The sequence below is a fragment of the Flavobacterium sp. DW-iso2 genome, from assembly GCF_058725285.1.
Window position 1 is genome coordinate 56,683 of record NZ_JBZXDY010000019.1, and the last position, 20,137, is coordinate 76,819.

Consider the following 20,137-nt stretch of genomic DNA (forward strand, 5'->3'; position numbering starts at 1 on the left):
TTAACCAAAAGTGACAGCTAGTCTTACTCTATAATCTAGCACTCAACTTAACATTAAAAACACGTGTGGTCATATAATTTGGAATTGCATATTCGCTTTTAGAATAAACATCCCTTACCCATGTATTCGTAATTGCATTTTGATTGTTAAACAGATTAAAAATTTCTAATCCTATCGCAAGCTCTTTGAAATTCCCCAGCCAATTTGTTTTTGATTTCCCTACAGTATTATCAAGCAGCACTTTTGAAAAACCTACATCTACCCTACGATAATCATTTAATCTATTTTGGTACAAATACGGATCAGCATACGAAGGAGAACCTCCAGGCAATCCTGTATTGTAAACCAAATTCAGATATATTTTAACACTTGGAATATTAGGCATAAAATCCTGGAATAAAAGTCCGAATTTCAATCTCTGATCTGTAGGTCTGTCGATATAGCCTTTGTTTTCGCTATTTTCTTCTGTTTTAAGATAACCAAAGCTAAACCAAGATTCTGTTCCAGGAACAAATTCTCCGTTCAACCTAAAATCCAATCCTTGCGCATATCCTTTGGCTACATTAGAAGCGGCATAACGGATCCTAACGTTATCAATTGTATAAGTATTCACATCTGTAAGCGACTTGTAGTACAACTCCGAAACGAGTTTAAAAGGACGATCCCACATTTTAAAACTATAGTCATTGCTTAATACAAAATGAATGGATTGTTGCGCTTTTACATTAGGCTGAACCACTCCGGCAGCATCTCTAAGTTCTCGATAGAATGGTGGTTGATGATACACGCCTCCTGCAAGCCTAAAAACCATATCCTTCTCCCAATCCGGTTTTATGGCAAACTGCGCTCTAGGGCTAACGACAGTTTTGGAAGAACTGATAACATTCTCGCCTGTAACTTCCCAATTATGGATTCGCACTCCCGCATTATACCAAACTTCACTACTGCCTATCTTATCTTTTCTACTCCATTGCCCATAACCAGAAAATCTACTGATTGTATTGAAATTAGTAGCTCGTACATTCTGATAAGGAACCAATGGCCCAGCATAAGATGAATAAGGTTGGTCATTTTTAGGTAAATTAATAATCGGTGGGTTTATTGAAAAACCAGCTGAATCAATTACTTCCCATTCCACTACTCTATCCCGAATCGATTCACGGGTATATTTAACGCCCCATTCCAATAGATTTTTTCTCCAATCATGGAATCCTTTTATTTCGGTATTTACGATTAATGCATCCAAATCATTTCGAGCATGATTGAGTTGGCTACCAATACCTCGGGTAAAAGCAACGTCTCCATAGGTTTCTGATCCAATATTTGAATCCACTTCGCCTAAACGATATTGAGCAAAAATATCAAAATGTTCTTGTTCCAAAGTATGAAAAACAGAACCAATAAACTTTAATGTAAAGTTCTCTGTAGCTTTAAAAGTTGTTTTAACGGCACCAAAATAGGTATCGTACTTATCCTTTTCTTGTCCTTCATAATATACCGTAAGCGCCATTGGATTATCTATGGTTCCAAACTTGGTTTCCCGTGTTAAGGGCTGGTATTGGTATTTATTTTGCGAGATATTCCCCAGAAAACTCCATTGCCATTTTGGCGAAGCCTGATAATTAATATTCGTTTGTACATCAACAAAGGCTGGCGTAAAATTAGTTTGTGTATCCTGACTCTTTACTAAAAGACTGTTGTTTCTATAGCGAACTCCGGTAATTGCTGTCCATTTTTTATTTTTCGAAATGGCATCTACTGACAGGCTTCCGCCAATAAAACTCGCTTCAAGCGTAGCTCTAAATTGTGTAGGCTTTCGATACGTAATATCTAATACGGAAGACAATTTATCCCCAAATTTTGCTTGAAAACCACCCGCCGAAAATTCTACGTTTTGAACCAAATCAGTATTGGTAAAACTCAGCCCTTCCTGTTGTCCAGAACGGATTAGAAAAGGGCGATAAATTTCAATATCATTTACATAAACTAAATTCTCATCGTAATTCCCACCTCGTACGGCATATTGCGTACTCAGTTCGTTATTCGAATTAACTCCTGGAAGTGTTTTTAAAATATTTTCTATACCGGCATTGGCTCCGGGAATTTTCCGAATAACCTCAGGTTCAATAGTAGTAATTCCTTGAACTTGCTTCTTGTTGTTCGTAGTGACGATAATTTCGCCCATTTGCTCTTCCCGGTCATTCATAACCAAGTTGAACTCATAGTCTTCGTCTATTTTTAATGTAAGATAGACGGTTGCTTTTTTTAAAGAAACATGAGTAAAAACAACTGCTACCTTTTGATTTACAGGAATTCTGATAAGATAAAACCCGTTTTCATTAGATTCTGTTCTACTTCCCGCCACCGTAACATTTACATTCTCTACTGGCTTATTATTTTTATCGAGAATAACTCCCTTTACCCGCGCGGATTGCGCAAACGAAGGCAAACTAACCCACAAAGTGATAAAAACAAAAAATATTTTAGTAATACTCAAGATGTCCGTATATTATTATTTTTGACTTCTAAAAAACTGAGTTTCAAAGATAGTAGAATTTCCTACATTATCCGTGACAACGACTTTTAAATCATTTGCGCCTTCCGCCACAACTCCGTCACTAAAATCATGTGTAATTTTTCTTGTTTTATTATCATATTCGAATAAAATCCAATTCCCATTTAAATACCCATTATAGCTCTTTATTCCTGAACCACCATCATGTATTGAAAGTTGAATTGTTTTTTGCGTGCTCAACCATTTACCTTCAATAGATCTACCAATAGTAATTGATGGCGCAGTAGTGTCCATTGCCAAGGTATATTTACCTAAGGATCGTACTCTAGCCGTAAATACGTTATCCTTTCTAGACGTACTATTATAGCCTACTCTCCCACTTTTACTAATATCTGCAAGGAATACTTTTTCCTTTTGACTATCTGTATATTTATTATCCTCTATCGTAATTGTAAAATTAGAGTGTACAGGAATTGTCTCATCATGAAGATATAAAATGTCGTCTTTAACATCAAAATTCATATCAAAATCTTCATAAAAAGTTCCGGCAGGAAAGAAAACTGACATATTATTTTTAGCAAAATTGTTGTCCTTATTTACCTTTACAAAATAATTAGAAACCACAGTCTCCTTTTCTACAATGGTTGACGATAAATCATAACTAATAGGAATAGAAATTGTCGTTGTATTCCCCATAAAATCCGAAACTTCAATTCGATAAACAGACGTTAAGTTAGGGCGTACTGTAACAACACCATTTGCATCATCTGTTTCTATAAAACTTAATTTATAAGGATTCACCATAAATAGTTTCTGTACCCTTTGTGAAGTTGTTTTATATCTTCGATAATCCATTAAGGCATTTACATAACGCATATCATCAAATGAATAGGTGTCTAATTGATAACCAAAACTAGGCTTTCCATTCAAGAAGGACTGCAATTTATAAATTCCATTCCTGTTCCCTGATGCATTATCATAATCCGCAGCTGTGATCCCAAAACCTATTTTACCATTAGCGACCACCTTATTCGCAAGATAACTACCATCCTTTTGCAAGGACAAGTTCAATAATAACGGACGTTTCGATTGGTTTACCGAAGTTTTACCGTCAACTGGATAAACATATACTGCTGAAACCGATGGTTTTTTAGTGTCTTTAATATCTTTATCAAAACCAAACAACATGGGGTTGATAATTCTCTCTGTTTTGCTGTCGCGAAATTCAAAATGCAAATGCGGACCTTCTGAAGATCCCGTGTTTCCAGATAACGCAATGGTTTGGCCTTTTTTGACGACCAACTCATTCGGCTTCAAAAACATTTCTATTTCAAATGATTTTTCTTTATAATGCGTCTTTTTAATATAACTTTCTATGGCATCAGTTCCTTTTTGCAAATGACAATAGACAGAAGTAAACCCATTGGGGTGCGTTATATAAATCGCCCTACCATTCCCGAAGGTCGAAATCTTTATTCTCGATACATACCCATCTGCAACAGCATGTACGTTCAAGCCTTCACGCTGCAACGTCCTAAAATCAAAACCCGCATGAAAATGATTGGGACGTAATTCTCCAAAATTACCTGAAAGTTGCATAGGAATGTCGAGAGGAGCACTAAAATAGTCCTTTGGATATTCCGTTTGTGCTACAACAGCCCCCGAAAACAATAGAAAAAAAAATAAAAATCTCATGGTATACATTTTTGCTAAGATAAAAAAAGTAATTTGTTCTCCTTTATAAAATAATACATTTTGTAACCATTTACATTACAACAATTTGATTATTTTATAATAAAAAAACGAATAATATATTGTAATAATAAAAAGTAATACTAAATTTGTAATATTAAGTAATGAATAGGATAAATAATGAGTGTAATTGCAGAAATAATTGATACTCTTGAAAACAAAGTTGAAAAACTAATTCTAAAAATAAACCGTTTAGATCAAAACACCCAAGAGTTAAAAACCGAATTAACAAAATCTGCAACCATCATACAAACTCAGTCAAATGAGATTGAAGCGCTAAAATCGCAATATGAAACACTTAAGATTGCCAATTCATTATTAGGCAGTGACGATAATAAAAGAGATACAAAGCTTAAAATAAATTCATTAATTCGGGAAATTGATTACTGTATAGCACAGCTATCTGATTAGTAAAAAATATGGACGAAAAGCTTAAAATTAAAATATCAATTGCAGACAGAGTCTATCCATTAACGGTAGAACTTTTTCAAGAAGAAGGACTTAGAAGTGCTTCTAAAAAAATTGATGTGATGATGAAGCAGTTTGAAGAAAATTATGCTGTACGAGACAAGCAAGATGTCTTAGCCATGTGCGCTTTGCAATTTGCTTCTCAAGTAGAACAAAAACAAATAGATAATACTATCAATGGAGAGGAAACTATTGAAAGAATTAAAAAATTGAATGCGCTTTTAGATCAATATCTCGACAATTAAACGTTCTTTACAGAAACTAAGATACTGCCTACATTAGTTCACATTTGGTAAACTCAACACTAATAATTTAGAATGAGCAAATCATCACTACTAAAGCATGCCACGCCTAGGCGAGGAAACTTGAACAGTGAGTTAGCTCAAAACTTGTCATTTTCGAGTTTATTCAATCAACCTAATGTAGGCTTTTTTTATATATAAATTTTAACAAACATGGACATATTAACGATCGTTATTTCAGGAATTATAGGTATTGCAGCGGGTTTTGGAATCGCTAAAATTATAGAAAAAAGCAATATTTCTAATCTTATTAAAAGCGCAAAAAAAGAAGCTTCATCTATTTTAAAAGATGCCAATCTTGAAGCTGAGAACATAAAGAAAGATAAAATCCTTCAGGCAAAAGAAAAGTTCATTGAACTTAAATCAGAACACGAACAAGTAATTCTGACTAGAGACAAGAAAGTAGCTGAAGTAGAAAAAAGAATTAGAGACAAAGAATCCCAAGTTTCTAACGAATTATCTAAGGTTAAGAAAGTCAACGACGATTTTGAAGCAAAAACAACGGAATTCACTGCTAAAATTGAAGTTTTAGACAAAAGACAAGTAGAAGTTGATAAACTACATAAAAGCCAATTACAACAACTTGAAGTAATTTCAGGATTATCTGCTGAGGACGCTAAAAATCAGTTAGTAGAAGGTTTAAAAGCTGAAGCTAAGACTAAAGCAATGTCTCATATTCAAGACACAATTGAAGAGGCTAAGTTAACGGCACAGCAAGAAGCTAAGAAAATCATCATTAACACTATCCAAAGAGTTGGAACAGAGGAAGCAGTAGAAAACTGTGTATCTGTTTTTAACATAGAATCTGACGATGTTAAAGGTAGAATTATTGGCCGTGAAGGGCGTAACATTAGAGCACTGGAAGCAGCAACAGGAGTAGAAATCATTGTAGATGACACACCAGAAGCTATCATCCTATCTTGTTTTGACCCTGTACGTAGAGAAATTGCACGTTTAGCTTTACACAAGCTAGTAACGGACGGACGGATTCACCCTGCTCGTATTGAAGAAGTTGTTGCTAAAACAGCGAAACAAATTGACGATGAAATTATCGAAGTTGGAAAACGCACCGTTATCGATTTAGGAATTCATGGATTACACCCTGAATTAATAAAAGTAGTGGGACGTATGAAATACCGTTCTTCTTACGGACAAAATTTATTACAACACTCCCGTGAAGTTTCTAAACTTTGTGGAATCATGGCAGCTGAATTGGGTCTGAATGTAAAATTAGCTAAAAGAGCTGGTTTATTACATGATATCGGTAAAGTGCCAGATGCAGAAAGCGATTTACCTCACGCTTTATTAGGAATGCAATGGGCTGAAAAATATGGTGAAAAAGAAGAAGTATGTAATGCTATCGGAGCGCACCACGATGAAATAGAAATGAAATCTTTATTGTCTCCAATTATCCAAGTTTGTGATGCCATTTCAGGTGCAAGACCGGGTGCAAGAAGACAAGTATTAGATTCTTATATTCAACGTTTGAAAGACTTAGAAGAAGTAGCTTACGGGTTCACTGGTGTTAAAAATGCTTATGCGATTCAAGCTGGTAGAGAACTACGAGTTATTGTAGAAAGCGAAAAAGTATCTGATGATAACGCAGCTACCCTTTCTTTTGAAATTTCACAAAAAATTCAAACTGAAATGACTTATCCAGGTCAGGTTAAAGTAACAGTAATTAGAGAAACAAGAGCAGTAAATATTGCTAAGTAAAACTTTAATTTCCAATATCAAAATTCCAAATTCCAGTCAAATGGTTTTTGGAATTTTTTATTTTCTGGGGTGAAAGTTATTAATCACTTCCGTTAAAAATTTCCTATCCAGATGCAAATAGATCTCTGTTGTAGTAATTGATTCATGTCCAAGCATCAACTGAATGGAACGCAAGTCGGCACCGTTTTCAAGAAGATGAGTCGCAAAAGAATGACGAAAGGTATGTGGACTTATTTTTTTATGTAAGTCTATTTTAACCGCCAAATCTTTGATAATGGTAAAAATCATCGCTCTTGTGAGTTGGCTTCCTCTTCTATTCAAAAATAAAATATCACCATGTTCTTTCTTTACATTCAGACGGATTCTGATGGTGTCTTTATAGATATGAATGTATTTTTGAGCTAAGGCCCCAATAGGTACAAAACGTTGTTTATTTCCTTTCCCAGTGACTTTAATAAAACCCTCTTCAAAGAATAAATCGGAAATTTTTAAGGAAACTAATTCTGAAACCCTAAGACCACAACCATAGAGGGTTTCTAGCATAGCACGATTGCGCTCTCCTTCATTTGAACTCAAATCAATCGCCTTGATCAACGCATCAATTTCATCAACTGATAATGTATCTGGCAACTTCCTACCTGTTTTGGGCGATTCAATTAGTTCTAAAGGGTTGTCGAGTCGATAATCTTCAAAAATCAAATACCCAAAAAAACTTTTTAGTCCTGATATTATTCGTGCCTGCGAACGTGGATTAACCTGATTTGATACTGCATATATAAATTGCTGAATCGTCTCCTCCTCAATCTTAAGTGGCGAAACTTTAATTTTATTTTCACTAAGAAATAAGCACAATCGTTCGATATCAAAAGAATAATTTTCAATAGTATTCTTTGATAAGCCACGTTCTATTTTTAGATAGGATTGATAACTTTTGATATACGAATTCCAATTCATTTTACAAATTAACGCATTTTATACGCATAAAAAAACCTCCCAATTGGGAGGTTTTAAATATTTACAATCTAAATGAATTAGAACTTGTATCCTAAAGATACTGAAAATACACTGTTTTTCAATTTAAAATCATCTCCAGCTTCTACATCAGCAATGTTAGACAATCCCAGATTGTATCTTAAACCAGCAGATAAATTTTCTGTGAAATCATATCCAGCACCAAAATTCATCCCAAAATCAATTGACTTAAATTGATCTTTTGAATCTTCCTTTACTGTAACTGTAGTACCTCCATCAGTTATATCCGCTTTTGACTTCGCACTAACTAAAAATCCAATTTGTGGACCAGCTTCTAAACTAAATTTTTCAGCTGCATAATATTTTAACATCACTGGGACATTTATATATCCTAGAGTTAATTTTGAATCAACTTTATAGCCCCCTGGCTCAGTAAATTCATTTTTTGCACCTTGAGTAGAAAACAATAATTCAGGTTGAACAGCAAATTTGTCAGAAACTTTAATTTCTACAAAACCACCTACATTAAAACCAACTAGTGCAGAATTATCTTCTACATCTCCAGAAAAATTTGAAACATTTAATCCACCTTTAATACCGAATTTAGTTGTTTGTGCATTAGAAAATGCAAAAGCAAGTACAGCCGCAACTGTTAATGTAATTTTTTTTATTTTATTTTTATTTAATTTTTGAAATGCAAATATATAAATATTCTTGTTAAAACAAATAAAATTTATACTAACAGAATAAGTTAAACATCCAAAAACTACAAAAATAAAAAACAATTACGAACTATAATAACCTTAAAATTAAAAACTTACGAAAGGTATTCTCACTATATTTAGTGATATTCAATTATAAATTAAAATTGATTAATTTAACAAGTTTTAACTTATTTTAATTTTGTTTTTTAGAACCTAAAAATACAATTCTCAGCTTGAGGAAAATTGAAACATAGAATTTTCACACTCTTATTCCCCACAAAATAGAGTTCTTTGCCACTAAGCTAAGAAGGTCATAAGACATTTCTAACATAAGGTTTATACGAATAGTATAGTTTGTACAAAAGTATACTCATACAATTACAACATTAGATACAATCAATCCGCTGCTCTTTTTGATTCCTGCAATAAGCAATAACAACCATTTAAAATTTACGGCACCATATTTGAATTACGGACATTGTTATAACAACAAAAAAATTAAAGAAAAGTGAAGGGCAATATTTATACTATTAAAGTGTTATAAATTGAAACTTCAAATTACAAATTATTACTTAAATACCATTTTATGAAAAAAACAATCTTAGCTGTCGTAGCGTTAATTGCTATGACTGCTTCCGTTCAGGCACAATTAGTGAAAATAGGAATTAAAGGTGGATTAAACTATGCCAATCAAAATGGCTCAGATATCACCATAAATAGTAATAACTATCAAACCTCTGCCATTACAAGTTATCACGCTGGTTTAGTAGCCGAAATAAAACTCGCAGACAGTTTCTCGATACAACCTGAGGTACTTTACTCTACAGTGGGAGCAACTTATAAAAATGCTGTAGATGATTTTAAAAATGAAGTGGGCTATCTATCAGTTCCAGTTATGGCCAAAATTTATTTGAATAAAGTGGTTAGCCTAGAACTAGGCCCGCAGGCTTCTTTCTTATTAAGCGAAAGAAATAATTTTGATGTCAACAATGCTACTACATTTGATTTTGCTGCTAATGCTGGACTTGGTTTCAAAATCACTAAGAATTTCTTCCTTCAAGGCCGTTACAGTTTAGGGTTAACAGATGCCTCTAAGGATGCACAAGTAAAAAACTCAGTAGTTCAAGTCTCTGCTGGATTCCTTTTCTAGAAGAATAAAACACTAATTTTATTAAAACCGTTCTTTAATTGGAACGGTTTTTTTATTTTTACAAAAACAGCAACTATGAAAATTTGCATAATCAATGGCCCAAACCTCAACCTTCTAGGAAAACGGGAACCTGAAGTATACGGAAGCACAACTTTTGAAGAGTATTTTACCTCTTTACAAATAAAATTCCCAACTATAGCATTCAGCTATTTCCAAAGTAATATTGAAGGAGAATTGATTGATAAAATCCAAGAATATGGTTTTACCTATGACGGAATTATTTTAAACGCAGGCGCCTATACGCATACTTCGATAGGCATAGGAGATGCTGTGAAAGCGATAACCACTGCTGTAATTGAAGTCCACATCTCGAACACCTATTCGCGTGAAAGTTTTAGACATCAATCTTATATTTCAGGGAATGCTAAAGGAGTTATCCTAGGGTTTGGATTACAAAGCTACGAATTGGCAATAGTATCATTTATAAAATAGTTGGTGTTTTCAGGACAGCACAGAACAAAAAAAGGAGTCGGGTTAAAATCCCGACTCCTTTTTTTATTTTTCTCTTTTAAACGCTACTTATGAGGCTCGACATGTATTAAAACATGACCCAGTTCGGGTAATTTTTCCCGCAAGGTATCTTTTAATTTATGCGCTAAATCATGTCCTTCTTTTACAGTAATTGTAGCATTTACAATTGCATGCAAATCTACATGGTATTTCATACCTGCTTTTCGAATGAAACATTTTTCAGTATCAATAATTCCTTCCACTTGATGCGACACTTCTCTAATCTTCTCAATTAGATCATCATATACATGTTCATCCATAATTTCCCCAAGTGCCGGTCTAAAAATAAGATACGCATTAAACAGAATAAATCCTGAAGCAAAAAGTGCTGCCCAGTCATCTGCAGATTCATATCCTTTTCCTAATAATAGAGCGATCGAGATCCCTACAAAAGCTGCAACAGAAGTAATTGCATCACTTCTATGGTGCCAAGCATCTGCCTTTAATGACGAGCTATTGGTTTCTATACTCCTTTTCATAACCAACCGAAAAGAATATTCTTTCCAAATAATTATTGCTCCAAGCACAAAAAGCGTCCATGGTTTAGGCAAATCATGTGTTGTTTGAATATTTGAAATACTCTCATAAGCGATAATGGTAGCTGAAGTAATCAGAAAACCAACCACTATAAAGGTGATTAATGGCTCAACTCGACCATGTCCATATGGATGATTTTTATCTGCTGGTCTATTAGAATATTTAATTCCAAACAATACTAAAAATGATGCGAAAATATCAGTCGTGGACTCAATCGCATCAGCAATCAAGGCATATGAATTGCCAAAAAAACCTGCCATTCCTTTAATAAGGGCTAAGCAGGTATTTCCAATAATACTAAAATAAGTTGCTTTTACAGCAGTTTGTTCATTCGTCATTACTTGTTGTTACATTTTTTTATTCAACACGAACAATATTTGCGCCTATAGCTCTTAATCGTTCGTCAATTCTTTCATAACCACGATCAATTTGCTCAATGTTTTGTATCGTACTTGTTCCTTTTGCTGAAAGCGCCGCAATCAATAAAGAAATTCCCGCACGGATATCTGGAGAAGACATGGTTGTCGCTTTCAATTGCGATTCAAAATTGTGCCCCATAACTACCGCTCTATGTGGATCACATAACATAATTTTTGCACCCATATCGATTAATTTATCGACGAAGAACAGTCGGCTTTCAAACATTTTTTGATGTATTAAAACATCTCCTTTTGCTTGCGTTGCCACAACCAAAACAATACTCAATAAATCAGGAGTAAATCCTGGCCAAGGCGCATCGGCAATAGTAAGAATAGAACCGTCAATATCTGTTTTTATTTCATATCCATTTTCATGCGACGGAATATAAATATCATCTCCTCTACGTTCTAATGTAATACCAATTTTTCTAAATGTACTTGGAATTACTCCCAGGTTATCCCAACTGACATTTTTAATAGTAATTTCACTTTTAGTCATTGCGGCTAATCCAATCCAACTCCCAATTTCAATCATATCAGGGAGAATTCTATGCTCGCATCCACCAAGGCTTTCAACGCCTTCAATAGTCAATAAGTTTGATCCAACTCCAGTAATTTTAGCACCCATAGAGTTTAACATCTTACAAAGCTGTTGCAAATAAGGTTCACAAGCAGCATTATAAACCGTTGTTATTCCTTTTGCCAGTACAGCAGCCATAACGATATTTGCTGTTCCAGTTACAGAAGCTTCGTCAAGGAGCATATTAGCTCCCGTCAAGCCATCTGGAGCTTCAACACCATAAAAATGATCTTCTCTATTGTAACGAAATTTTGCGCCTAAGTTAATAAAACCTTCAAAATGTGTATCTAGCCTTCTTCTTCCAATTTTATCGCCGCCCGGTTTTGGAATGTATCCTTTTCCAAATCTAGCTAAAAATGGACCAACAATCATAATAGAACCACGTAGTGATCCTCCTTCTTTCTTGAATGCCTCTGTTTCAAGATAGTCAACATTAACATCGTCAGCTTGAAAAGTATAAGAACCAGGACCATTTTTTTGGATTTTTACACCTAAATTCCCTAAAAGTGTTGTCAATTTATTGATATCAATAATATCTGGAATATTGTTGATTGTTACTTTTTCAGGAGTTAAAAGAACTGCACATAAAATTTGTAATGCTTCATTTTTTGCCCCTTGTGGAGTGATTTCTCCTTTTAGTCGAATGCCTCCTTCTATTTTGAAAATTCCCATATGATTGTAGTAAGATTTGCGCGATACATTAAAACTGAAACGGAAATATTTAGAGAATTAATCCCGTATCCTATTTAAAGCATCACTATTTCTGATTATTATTGTTTTTTGTATATGTTTTTGATTTGCCCGTTTTTGTGTTTTTATTACTTTGAATTTTTGGTTGGCCAACCGGCAAAATCTTATTAGATATTCGCTTGTTCGTTCGCAATAAATCCGTTGTACTAATCAATTCTTCTGTACTTTGAATCATGTTCAATTTACCATCCGAAAGTTCGAATAAATGTTCGAAAATAACATCGTCTTTAACGGTGTCTTTGTTCCAACTTAAGTAGGATTTTTTCATATGATTTGCAATCACTTTAACAAGCGCATTTTTCATGTCCCCATCTTCCCATTTATTGGCAACATCAATCATGTACTTAATGTTGTTACCATAATACCTGTATTTTGGAAAATTCTGAGGGTATTGCAACACGTCTGGCTTCAGTTGTAACACTTCACGTGACGGTATTGGGTACGGCGACTCTACATCTAATTTAAAATCAGACATAATAAAAAGTTGATCCCATAATTTATGTTGAAAATCTAATACGTCACGCAGATGAGGATTCAAGCTACCCATTACTTGAATGATGTACTTTGCGGCTTTATTTCGCTCTTCGGCATCCTCGATTGCAGTTGCCTGCTCAATAAGTTTTTGCAGATGACGACCATATTCAGGAATAATTAGATGCGATCTCTCTGCATTATATTCTAAATGATGAACGACATCGTTCGCGATTTCTTTTTGGTATTTTGAATTCATAAGTGAATTTAATTTTGAATCTATGTTACAGCCTGATATAAAGAACGGACAAATTAAGTATTTGCGTTTGCTTTAAACAGTCCTTTTCCTATTTATAAGGAAACGATACCCTTAATTGTGGAAACTTCCAGGTATTTATCAACTACTTCTTGAGAATCCTTAACCTGAACATCAACTGAAATACTGGTGAATTTTCCTGTTTTGGATTTTGTCGTTTTAATAACGGCGCCCATACAGTCAAAAGCCTGTTCTACTCGAACAATGTTATCATTTTCAGAAGGCACAATAAATTTAAACAAATATAAAGCAGGCCAGGTATTACTCATATCCAACTCTACTTTTAATCTAGTATAAAACTCTTCGGTGTTTTTATCCATTTTATATTTAAAAAAATAATAGCAAATATACGGTTTCAAATGCAAATTACGAATTATCAATTATTAAATTTTCCCGAAAACTATTATTTTAATGGTAATGATTTTTTCGATTTCCAATAAGTTTAAGTACTTTTGCGCCTTATTTCCAAAAAGTGCAGAAAGAAATCATAGTAATTATCGGAGGTCCGGGAACAGGAAAAAGTACTATTATCGATGGATTAATAGGCAAAGGCTTTTGTTGTTACCCAGAAATTTCCAGAGAGGTAACCTTAGAGGCAAAAAAACAAGGTATCGAGCAATTATTTCTCGAAAAGCCATTATTGTTCAGCGAACTACTTCTTGAAGGAAGAAAAAAACAATTCGTTGATGCACAGAATGAACCGCATGATGTTGTTTTTATTGACCGTGGAATTCCTGATGTTTTGGCATACATGCATTATATTGGAGACAGTTACCCTGCTTCTTTTGATGCGATTTGCAAAGAGCACGTTTATAGTAAAATTTTCATTCTTCCTCCCTGGGAAGAAATTTATGTGAGTGATGAAGCCCGCTATGAAAACTACGAACAAGCTAAATTGATTCAAAATCATCTGATAGAAACCTACGAAGGCTATGGTTATTCTCTTACAGAAGTTCCCAAAGACACTATAGATAACAGAATTCTTTTTATATTAGATGAAATTTCTAAGTAATTAGTTGTTTGAGTCAGGAACTATGAATCATTGATTTATAATTCGAAATTTGTAATCAAAATTCATAATTGATGTCACAAGCATTACAAATCCTAAAAAAATACTGGAAACACGATTCCTTTAGGTCGTTACAAAATGAAATCATTGATTCCGTTTTAAGCGGCAAGGACACCTTTGCTTTGATGCCAACTGGCGGAGGAAAATCAGTATGCTTTCAGATTCCTGCGATGATGAACGAAGGGATTTGTTTAGTAGTTTCTCCTTTGGTAGCTTTAATGAAAGATCAGGTTGCCAATTTGCAAAAGCGAAACATCAAAGCAATCGCATTGACAGGCGGAATAAAATCAGACGAAATGATTGACCTGTTAGATAATTGTCAATTTGGGAATTATAAATTTCTCTATTTATCTCCTGAACGCTTGCAATCAGATTGGATTTTGGACAGAATAAAAAATCTCCCAATCAATTTGATAACCATTGATGAGGCACATTGTGTATCGCAATGGGGACATGATTTTCGCCCAGCCTACTTAAAAATTTCCAACTTAAAAACACATTTTCCTAAAGTTCCTTTTTTGGCTTTAACCGCAACCGCGACACCTAAAGTTAAAGAAGATATCATCAACGAACTCGGTTTAGAAGAACCGCAGCTTTTTGAAAAATCATTTGCAAGGAAAAATATAGCTTATATGGTTTTTGAAGTGGAGGACAAACTCTTTCGAATCGAGCAAATTCTAAAGAAAAATCCGCAATCCTCAATAATCTATGTTCGAAACAGAAAATCCTGTATCGAAATTTCATCACAATTGCAATCCTTAGGATTTAAAGCCACTTATTATCACGGCGGACTGACCTCAAGAGAGAAGGACAAGAATATGCAGCTTTGGATGGAAGACAAAGCACAAGTTATTGTCGCTACAAATGCATTTGGGATGGGAATCGATAAAGCAGACGTCAAGACAGTAATTCATATTCAACTACCAGAAAATCTTGAAAATTACTATCAGGAAGCAGGACGATCTGGTAGAAATGGCGAAAAAGCATTTGCCGTGCTACTCACAAACCCTTCGGATATTAAACAGGCCGAAAACCAGTTTATCCAAATTCTACCTGACAAAAAGTTTCTGAACGAAATGTATAATAAACTTTGTAATTTTTTCCAGATTGCATATGGAGAAGGAATTAACGAACGATTTTCGTTTAATTTAAATCATTTTTGTTTAAAATATAAGTTTCCCGTTCTAAAAACGTACAATGCCATGCAATTTTTAGACAGACAAGGAATTATAACGCTGTCACAAGAATTTTCAGAAAAAATAATGTTGCAGTTCATTATTCCTTCCAAAGAACTAATTCGTTATATGAGTTTGAATCGCAACGACGAGGAAATCATTCTAGCCATCCTTAGAACCTATGCTGGAATTTATGATACGCAAACCGCATTTAATTTACAATTAATAGCAAAAAAATCAAAACATACTGAAGCTCAAGTACTGGCAGTTTTGCAAAAATTAAAAGAAAAAGATATTGTTGATTACCAGTCAAAAAATAATGACGCCACCTTGATTTTTAATGAAATAAGGGAAGATGAAAGGACGATTTCTAGAGTTTCTAAATATTTAGAAAACCAAAATCAACTGAAAAAAGACCAACTTAAATCGGTATTGCATTATATTAGTGAACAAAAGGTTTGTAAAAGCAAATTGATCCTGAGCTATTTTGGCGAAAAAACGGATACTGATTGCGGCATATGTTCCTACTGTATTACTAAAAAAAATAAGAAAACAGACAGTTTCAGTCTTTCACAAGAAATAATAACGTTATTAAACATCGAGGATTTAAATTCGAGAGAGATTGAAAATAAAACAAATAAAAAATCAGAGTATGTTATCTTTGCGTTGCGGCAACTATTAGAGAGCGAACGCATATTGATAAAATCAAATAATAAATATACCTTAAAACTATAATGGAAAAATTAAGAATCGTATTTATGGGAACACCAGAATTTGCCGTTGGCATTTTGGATACTATAATCAAAAACAATTATACAGTTGTCGGGGTCATTACTGCCGCCGATAAACCAGCAGGCCGCGGCCAAAAATTAAAATATTCAGCAGTAAAGGAATATGCCTTAGCTAACAATTTAAGACTATTACAGCCGACAAACCTTAAAGAGGAATCTTTTTTAGAGGAACTAAAATCTCTGAATGCGAATTTACAAATTGTTGTTGCCTTTAGAATGTTACCAAAAGTAGTTTGGGAAATGCCTGCCTTAGGCACCTTCAATCTTCACGCATCACTCCTCCCCAATTATCGTGGTGCCGCACCTATAAACTGGGCTATAATAAATGGAGAAACAAAAACAGGAGTCACTACTTTTTTCATTGACGACAAGATTGACACTGGCGCGATGATTATGAGCTCAGAAATTGAGATTGACCCGATTGAAAACGCAGGACACTTGCACGACCGTTTAATGCACTTAGGCAGTGAAACCGTAATAAGTACTTTGGAACTAATTGAAAAAGGAAATATAACAACTACGATTCAAACAGATTCCTCTGACATCAAATCCGCATTTAAACTAAATAAAGAAAACTGCAAAATCGATTGGACAAAATCAGCTTCAGAAATTAACAACCTGATAAGAGGATTGAGTCCATACCCAGCCGCCTGGTGCATTTTTTCAGATAAAAAGGAAGAATGGAATGTGAAAATCTATGATGCTAAAATAGTACATGAAGATCATGGTTTAGATACAGGCATAATGGTTTGTACCAAAAAAGAAATGAAAATTGCAGTAGAAAATGGGTTTATTCAGGTTCTAAATTTACAGTTCCCTGGTAAAAAGAAGATGACAACACCCGAATTCCTAAATGGGATTACGTTTTCTGCCGACGCAAAAGTCTATTAACCTCAATAAAACAGGGTGTTTTTTACAAATCACCACAAATAACAGAGGTTTTATGAACAAAAAAAATAAGTTATTAACAAAACGGACTAAAATCCACCAAAACGCTTGCGAGGAAGGGATTTCCTGCTAAATTTGTGTATTAACAATTTTTTATAACCAACAATTAATAACTATTATTATGAACAAATCAGAATTAATCGACGCTATCGCTGCTGATGCAGGAATCACAAAAGCAGCTGCAAAATTAGCTTTAGAGTCATTTTTAGGAAATGTAAGTGGAACTTTGAAAGCAGGTGGTAGAGTATCTCTAGTAGGTTTCGGATCATGGTCAGTTTCAGCAAGAGCAGCAAGAGACGGTAGAAATCCTCAAACAGGAAAAACTATTCAAATCGCAGCTAAGAATGTTGTAAAATTCAAAGCCGGTGCAGAATTAGAAGGTGCAGTAAACTAATTGTAAGTTTTCAAACCTAATATACAAAACCTTCCTGATGGAGGGTTTTTTTTTGCCTTTAAACGATTTTATTTGGTTATTTCTGTTATTTTTTCTTAAATTTATTAAAAAAATTACGGTATTATGATTTCAGAAAAACTAATAAAAGGACAACTACTTATAGCAGAGCCTTCTATAATTGGAGATCTATCATTCAATAGATCTGTCATTTTATTAGCGGACCACGATAAAGAAGGATCAGTAGGTTTTATAATAAACAAACCATTGAAATACACTATCAATGATCTACTGCCAGAGATTAACGCCTCTTTTAAAATCTATAATGGAGGCCCTGTAGAACAGGACAACCTTTATTTTATCCACAATATCCCAGAACTGATACCAAATAGTATAGAAATTTCTAATGGAATCTATTGGGGTGGTGATTTTGAATCTACAAAATCACTAATCAATAACGGAAAAATAAACAAAAATAATATCCGTTTCTTTTTAGGTTACACGGGATGGGAAGAAAATCAATTGGAGTTGGAAATGATATCAAACTCATGGATTGTTGCTCCCAATAGTTATAAAAATAAAATCATAGGAAAGTCCTCTGCACATTTCTGGAAAGAACAAATCTTAGAATTAGGTGGCGACTACATGATCTGGTCTAACGCACCTGAAAACCCCTATTTAAACTAAGTAGCACTTACCACTTCGTTTAATTTTTCCAATAATACTTTAGCTAGGACAATATCGAACTCTTTTTTTCTGTATTTGGTTATAGGTTGTATTCCTTTTATCACGTTTGTGATAAACAATTCGTCTGCTTTTTGTAAGTCGAATGGAGAGATTGCTTCTTCTACCACCTCCAAGTTGACCATTTTTTTAGCGAATTCTAACACCTGTTTTCTCATCACACCATTCAAACAGCCTTCAGAAACCGGAGGAGTAATCAATTTGTTACCGGTTAACATGAATAGATTACCTTGAATTGCTTCCACAACATTCTTACTATCGTTTAACAACAAACAATTGTCATATCCATTTTCACTAGCAAAAATACTGGCCGTAATATTTAGAATTTTATTTGTCGTTTTTATGGAAGACAGTAATTGCTTCGTCACATAAAAATCTTTAAACAAATCTACCTCATACTTCTCCTGATTGAATGAATATAAGAAGTCTTCCATACCTATAGTATGGATTAAAAAAGAAACTGTATTAATTTGAGGCAAATAATACCCGCCATCATTCCTGAAAACAGTAATTCTGGCTCGAGAGGAGTTTGACAACGAATTATTAGTTGCTAAAGAGAGAATTTGCCCTTCAAGGTACTCCATAGTGAAATTCATAGGTATTTCCATTCTAACGACACGCATGGACGCCATTAACCTAAAATAATGGTCTTCTAAAAAAAGAATTTTAGAATTTACGATTTTAACCGTTTCAAAAACGGCATCGCCATATAAAAAAGCACGATTCTGTGTCAATATATTGCTGTCCTGAGACACAATAGTTCCATTAAAATTAATCATAAAAAAAGCCCTAAATTTAGTTTAGGGCAAATGTAAGCTATAATATATACACTTTTACTATACAGATCCAATTAGATGTTTAAGGTCTGATATTTGATTTTCCCACAGTTGTGATGCTTCATCAATCTCCTCTTTTTCAGCAAAATCAACTACCATTAATGAAACATCTTTAGTTAGCTCATCAACTAAAATATGAAGTTCAAAAAAGTACTCGGTATCTTTACCGTCGCCATCCACCCATTTGAATTTTACTTTTTCGCCTGATTTCTTTGAAGCAAGCCTAGCTTTTTCCTCAGAATCATTCCATATAAACGTAAAAAACTCACCTCGTGAATTTACATTATCCGCAAACCATTCCGACAATCCTGATGGAGTCGAAATATATTGATATAACAATTGAGGAGAAGAGTTTATGGGGAACTCTATTTCGTAACGTACTTTTAAATCCATGAGCTACATTTATATTTTTTTCGAATATATAGAATATAATGCCATAAAAAAAACGTTTTTAAAAATATTTTTTTTTCTTTGATTTATACTTGCTTGCTTTAAAATTATTTATATATTTGCACCCGCAATCAGGGATGGCTGCACATTACCCTTTTGGCGAGGTAGCTCAGTCGGTTAGAGCGCAGGATTCATAACCCTGAGGTCACGAGTTCAAATCTCGTTCTCGCTACAAAAACAAACCCTTAAACATCAACTGTTTAAGGGTTTTTTCATTTAAATAAATTCGTCACTCCATGACGAATTGGAGTGACGAATATACAAAAAACGAACGTATTATCACCTTAATAATGTGAACAATACACCTTACAGACCGCAGGAATATTACTGTTCAGTCTTCGTAATAGTATTATAATTTATAAACTCATACCCTTTTTTAAAAGAACGGATTTATAATTTGGATAGAATTACTTGATCTTAATATTTTACATAAATAAAACAGTTTTGATAAAATTATTTCATTCAAACTAAACAAGACTATTTCCAAATCTGATTTGTATCAAGAATAATT

20 protein-coding genes, 1 tRNA gene and 1 other RNA gene are annotated in these 20,137 nt (G+C 33.9%); 12 read left to right on the forward strand and 10 right to left on the reverse strand.

The window, feature by feature from the left end:
* Positions 1-28: 28 nt before the first annotated feature.
* Positions 29-2,497 carry a TonB-dependent receptor gene (locus tag AC4PRO_RS13000; protein WP_492117634.1) on the reverse strand — a complete coding sequence of 823 codons (2,469 nt, stop codon included), beginning with the start codon at positions 2,495-2,497 and terminating at the stop codon, positions 29-31.
* Positions 2,498-2,512: 15 nt separating this feature from the next.
* The gene (locus AC4PRO_RS13005) at positions 2,513-4,210 is read right to left on the reverse strand and encodes a M23 family metallopeptidase (RefSeq protein WP_492117635.1); all 1,698 of its coding nucleotides are present in this window, start codon (positions 4,208-4,210) and stop codon (positions 2,513-2,515) included.
* A 177-nt stretch (positions 4,211-4,387) separates the two neighbouring features.
* Between AC4PRO_RS13005 and AC4PRO_RS13010 the strand changes: the two genes are divergently transcribed.
* From AC4PRO_RS13010 to rny, 4 genes are all read left to right on the forward strand, one after another.
* Entirely contained in the window at positions 4,388-4,678 is a 291-nt protein-coding gene (locus AC4PRO_RS13010; RefSeq protein WP_492117636.1) for a coiled-coil domain-containing protein, read from the forward strand.
* A gap of 8 nt (positions 4,679-4,686) precedes the next feature.
* Complete coding sequence (locus tag AC4PRO_RS13015) at positions 4,687-4,980, forward strand: cell division protein ZapA (RefSeq protein WP_074723495.1); 294 nt, start codon at positions 4,687-4,689, stop codon at positions 4,978-4,980.
* A 51-nt stretch (positions 4,981-5,031) separates the two neighbouring features.
* Positions 5,032-5,141: non-coding RNA, 6S RNA (gene ssrS, locus AC4PRO_RS13020), on the forward strand.
* A 49-nt stretch (positions 5,142-5,190) separates the two neighbouring features.
* On the forward strand, positions 5,191-6,753 hold the full coding sequence (gene rny / locus AC4PRO_RS13025) for a ribonuclease Y (protein ID WP_074723494.1): 1,563 nt from the start codon (positions 5,191-5,193) through the stop codon (positions 6,751-6,753).
* Positions 6,754-6,810: 57 nt separating this feature from the next.
* Here rny and xerD read toward each other — a convergent pair whose 3' ends face one another.
* Entirely contained in the window at positions 6,811-7,707 is an 897-nt protein-coding gene (xerD, locus tag AC4PRO_RS13030; protein ID WP_492117637.1) for a site-specific tyrosine recombinase XerD, read from the reverse strand.
* A gap of 77 nt (positions 7,708-7,784) precedes the next feature.
* Positions 7,785-8,396 (reverse strand): porin family protein, encoded by a 612-nt coding sequence (locus tag AC4PRO_RS13035; RefSeq protein WP_074723492.1) that lies wholly within the window; start codon positions 8,394-8,396, stop codon positions 7,785-7,787.
* Positions 8,397-9,015: 619 nt separating this feature from the next.
* Here AC4PRO_RS13035 and AC4PRO_RS13040 point away from each other — a divergent pair.
* Together AC4PRO_RS13040 and AC4PRO_RS13045 are read left to right on the forward strand one after the other, a co-directional pair.
* Positions 9,016-9,579, forward strand: a complete 564-nt coding sequence (locus tag AC4PRO_RS13040; protein ID WP_492117638.1) for a porin family protein — start codon at positions 9,016-9,018, stop codon at positions 9,577-9,579.
* A 75-nt stretch (positions 9,580-9,654) separates the two neighbouring features.
* Positions 9,655-10,071 (forward strand): type II 3-dehydroquinate dehydratase, encoded by a 417-nt coding sequence (locus tag AC4PRO_RS13045; protein WP_074723490.1) that lies wholly within the window; start codon positions 9,655-9,657, stop codon positions 10,069-10,071.
* 83 nt (positions 10,072-10,154) lie between these two features.
* Here AC4PRO_RS13045 and AC4PRO_RS13050 read toward each other — a convergent pair whose 3' ends face one another.
* The 4 genes from AC4PRO_RS13050 to AC4PRO_RS13065 form a co-directional block, all read right to left on the reverse strand.
* The gene (locus tag AC4PRO_RS13050) at positions 10,155-11,024 is read right to left on the reverse strand and encodes a cation diffusion facilitator family transporter (protein WP_492117639.1); all 870 of its coding nucleotides are present in this window, start codon (positions 11,022-11,024) and stop codon (positions 10,155-10,157) included.
* 19 nt (positions 11,025-11,043) lie between these two features.
* Entirely contained in the window at positions 11,044-12,357 is a 1,314-nt protein-coding gene (murA, locus tag AC4PRO_RS13055) for a UDP-N-acetylglucosamine 1-carboxyvinyltransferase (protein ID WP_492117640.1), read from the reverse strand.
* An 85-nt stretch (positions 12,358-12,442) separates the two neighbouring features.
* Positions 12,443-13,165 carry a DUF4290 domain-containing protein gene (locus AC4PRO_RS13060; RefSeq protein WP_074723487.1) on the reverse strand — a complete coding sequence of 241 codons (723 nt, stop codon included), beginning with the start codon at positions 13,163-13,165 and terminating at the stop codon, positions 12,443-12,445.
* Positions 13,166-13,257: 92 nt separating this feature from the next.
* Positions 13,258-13,542, reverse strand: a complete 285-nt coding sequence (locus AC4PRO_RS13065) for a DUF493 family protein (protein WP_074723486.1) — start codon at positions 13,540-13,542, stop codon at positions 13,258-13,260.
* A gap of 152 nt (positions 13,543-13,694) precedes the next feature.
* On the opposite strand from AC4PRO_RS13065, the gene AC4PRO_RS13070 reads away from it, so the two are divergent.
* The 5 genes from AC4PRO_RS13070 (at position 13,695) to AC4PRO_RS13090 (ending at position 18,283) form a co-directional block, all read left to right on the forward strand.
* Entirely contained in the window at positions 13,695-14,234 is a 540-nt protein-coding gene (locus AC4PRO_RS13070) for an AAA family ATPase (RefSeq protein ID WP_074723485.1), read from the forward strand.
* Between the two features lie 71 nt (positions 14,235-14,305).
* The gene (locus tag AC4PRO_RS13075; RefSeq protein ID WP_492117641.1) at positions 14,306-16,201 is read left to right on the forward strand and encodes a RecQ family ATP-dependent DNA helicase; all 1,896 of its coding nucleotides are present in this window, start codon (positions 14,306-14,308) and stop codon (positions 16,199-16,201) included.
* Entirely contained in the window at positions 16,201-17,148 is a 948-nt protein-coding gene (gene fmt / locus AC4PRO_RS13080; RefSeq protein ID WP_492117642.1) for a methionyl-tRNA formyltransferase, read from the forward strand. The genes AC4PRO_RS13075 and fmt overlap by 1 nt, the downstream gene beginning before the upstream one ends.
* 178 nt (positions 17,149-17,326) lie before the next feature.
* Positions 17,327-17,599, forward strand: a complete 273-nt coding sequence (locus AC4PRO_RS13085) for an HU family DNA-binding protein (RefSeq protein WP_074723482.1) — start codon at positions 17,327-17,329, stop codon at positions 17,597-17,599.
* A gap of 123 nt (positions 17,600-17,722) precedes the next feature.
* The gene (locus AC4PRO_RS13090) at positions 17,723-18,283 is read left to right on the forward strand and encodes a YqgE/AlgH family protein (RefSeq protein WP_074723481.1); all 561 of its coding nucleotides are present in this window, start codon (positions 17,723-17,725) and stop codon (positions 18,281-18,283) included.
* Here the strand turns inward: AC4PRO_RS13090 and AC4PRO_RS13095 are convergent.
* Positions 18,280-19,119 carry an aminotransferase class IV gene (locus AC4PRO_RS13095; protein WP_492117643.1) on the reverse strand — a complete coding sequence of 280 codons (840 nt, stop codon included), beginning with the start codon at positions 19,117-19,119 and terminating at the stop codon, positions 18,280-18,282. The genes AC4PRO_RS13090 and AC4PRO_RS13095 overlap by 4 nt on opposite strands.
* A gap of 57 nt (positions 19,120-19,176) precedes the next feature.
* On the reverse strand, positions 19,177-19,569 hold the full coding sequence (locus AC4PRO_RS13100; protein ID WP_074723479.1) for an START-like domain-containing protein: 393 nt from the start codon (positions 19,567-19,569) through the stop codon (positions 19,177-19,179).
* A gap of 155 nt (positions 19,570-19,724) precedes the next feature.
* On the opposite strand from AC4PRO_RS13100, the gene AC4PRO_RS13105 reads away from it, so the two are divergent.
* Positions 19,725-19,798: transfer RNA gene (locus tag AC4PRO_RS13105), tRNA-Met, on the forward strand.
* Positions 19,799-20,137: the final 339 nt, after the last annotated feature.

Excerpts from the sequence above, each read along its gene's own strand:
- AC4PRO_RS13045 (WP_074723490.1), top strand. The coding sequence starts at position 9,655 with ATGAAAATTTGCATAATCAATGGCCCAAACCTCAACCTTCTAGGAAAA.
- xerD (WP_492117637.1), bottom strand. The coding sequence starts at position 7,707 with ATGAATTGGAATTCGTATATCAAAAGTTATCAATCCTATCTAAAAATA.
- rny (WP_074723494.1), top strand. The coding sequence starts at position 5,191 with ATGGACATATTAACGATCGTTATTTCAGGAATTATAGGTATTGCAGCG.
- fmt (WP_492117642.1), top strand. The coding sequence starts at position 16,201 with ATGGAAAAATTAAGAATCGTATTTATGGGAACACCAGAATTTGCCGTT.
- AC4PRO_RS13060 (WP_074723487.1), bottom strand. The coding sequence starts at position 13,165 with ATGAATTCAAAATACCAAAAAGAAATCGCGAACGATGTCGTTCATCAT.
- AC4PRO_RS13085 (WP_074723482.1), top strand. The coding sequence starts at position 17,327 with ATGAACAAATCAGAATTAATCGACGCTATCGCTGCTGATGCAGGAATC.
- AC4PRO_RS13065 (WP_074723486.1), bottom strand. The coding sequence starts at position 13,542 with ATGGATAAAAACACCGAAGAGTTTTATACTAGATTAAAAGTAGAGTTG.
- AC4PRO_RS13015 (WP_074723495.1), top strand. The coding sequence starts at position 4,687 with ATGGACGAAAAGCTTAAAATTAAAATATCAATTGCAGACAGAGTCTAT.
- AC4PRO_RS13075 (WP_492117641.1), top strand. The coding sequence starts at position 14,306 with ATGTCACAAGCATTACAAATCCTAAAAAAATACTGGAAACACGATTCC.
- AC4PRO_RS13095 (WP_492117643.1), bottom strand. The coding sequence starts at position 19,119 with ATGATTAATTTTAATGGAACTATTGTGTCTCAGGACAGCAATATATTG.
- AC4PRO_RS13010 (WP_492117636.1), top strand. The coding sequence starts at position 4,388 with ATGAGTGTAATTGCAGAAATAATTGATACTCTTGAAAACAAAGTTGAA.
- AC4PRO_RS13005 (WP_492117635.1), bottom strand. The coding sequence starts at position 4,210 with ATGAGATTTTTATTTTTTTTTCTATTGTTTTCGGGGGCTGTTGTAGCA.
- AC4PRO_RS13100 (WP_074723479.1), bottom strand. The coding sequence starts at position 19,569 with ATGGATTTAAAAGTACGTTACGAAATAGAGTTCCCCATAAACTCTTCT.
- murA (WP_492117640.1), bottom strand. The coding sequence starts at position 12,357 with ATGGGAATTTTCAAAATAGAAGGAGGCATTCGACTAAAAGGAGAAATC.
- AC4PRO_RS13090 (WP_074723481.1), top strand. The coding sequence starts at position 17,723 with ATGATTTCAGAAAAACTAATAAAAGGACAACTACTTATAGCAGAGCCT.
- AC4PRO_RS13050 (WP_492117639.1), bottom strand. The coding sequence starts at position 11,024 with ATGACGAATGAACAAACTGCTGTAAAAGCAACTTATTTTAGTATTATT.
- AC4PRO_RS13040 (WP_492117638.1), top strand. The coding sequence starts at position 9,016 with ATGAAAAAAACAATCTTAGCTGTCGTAGCGTTAATTGCTATGACTGCT.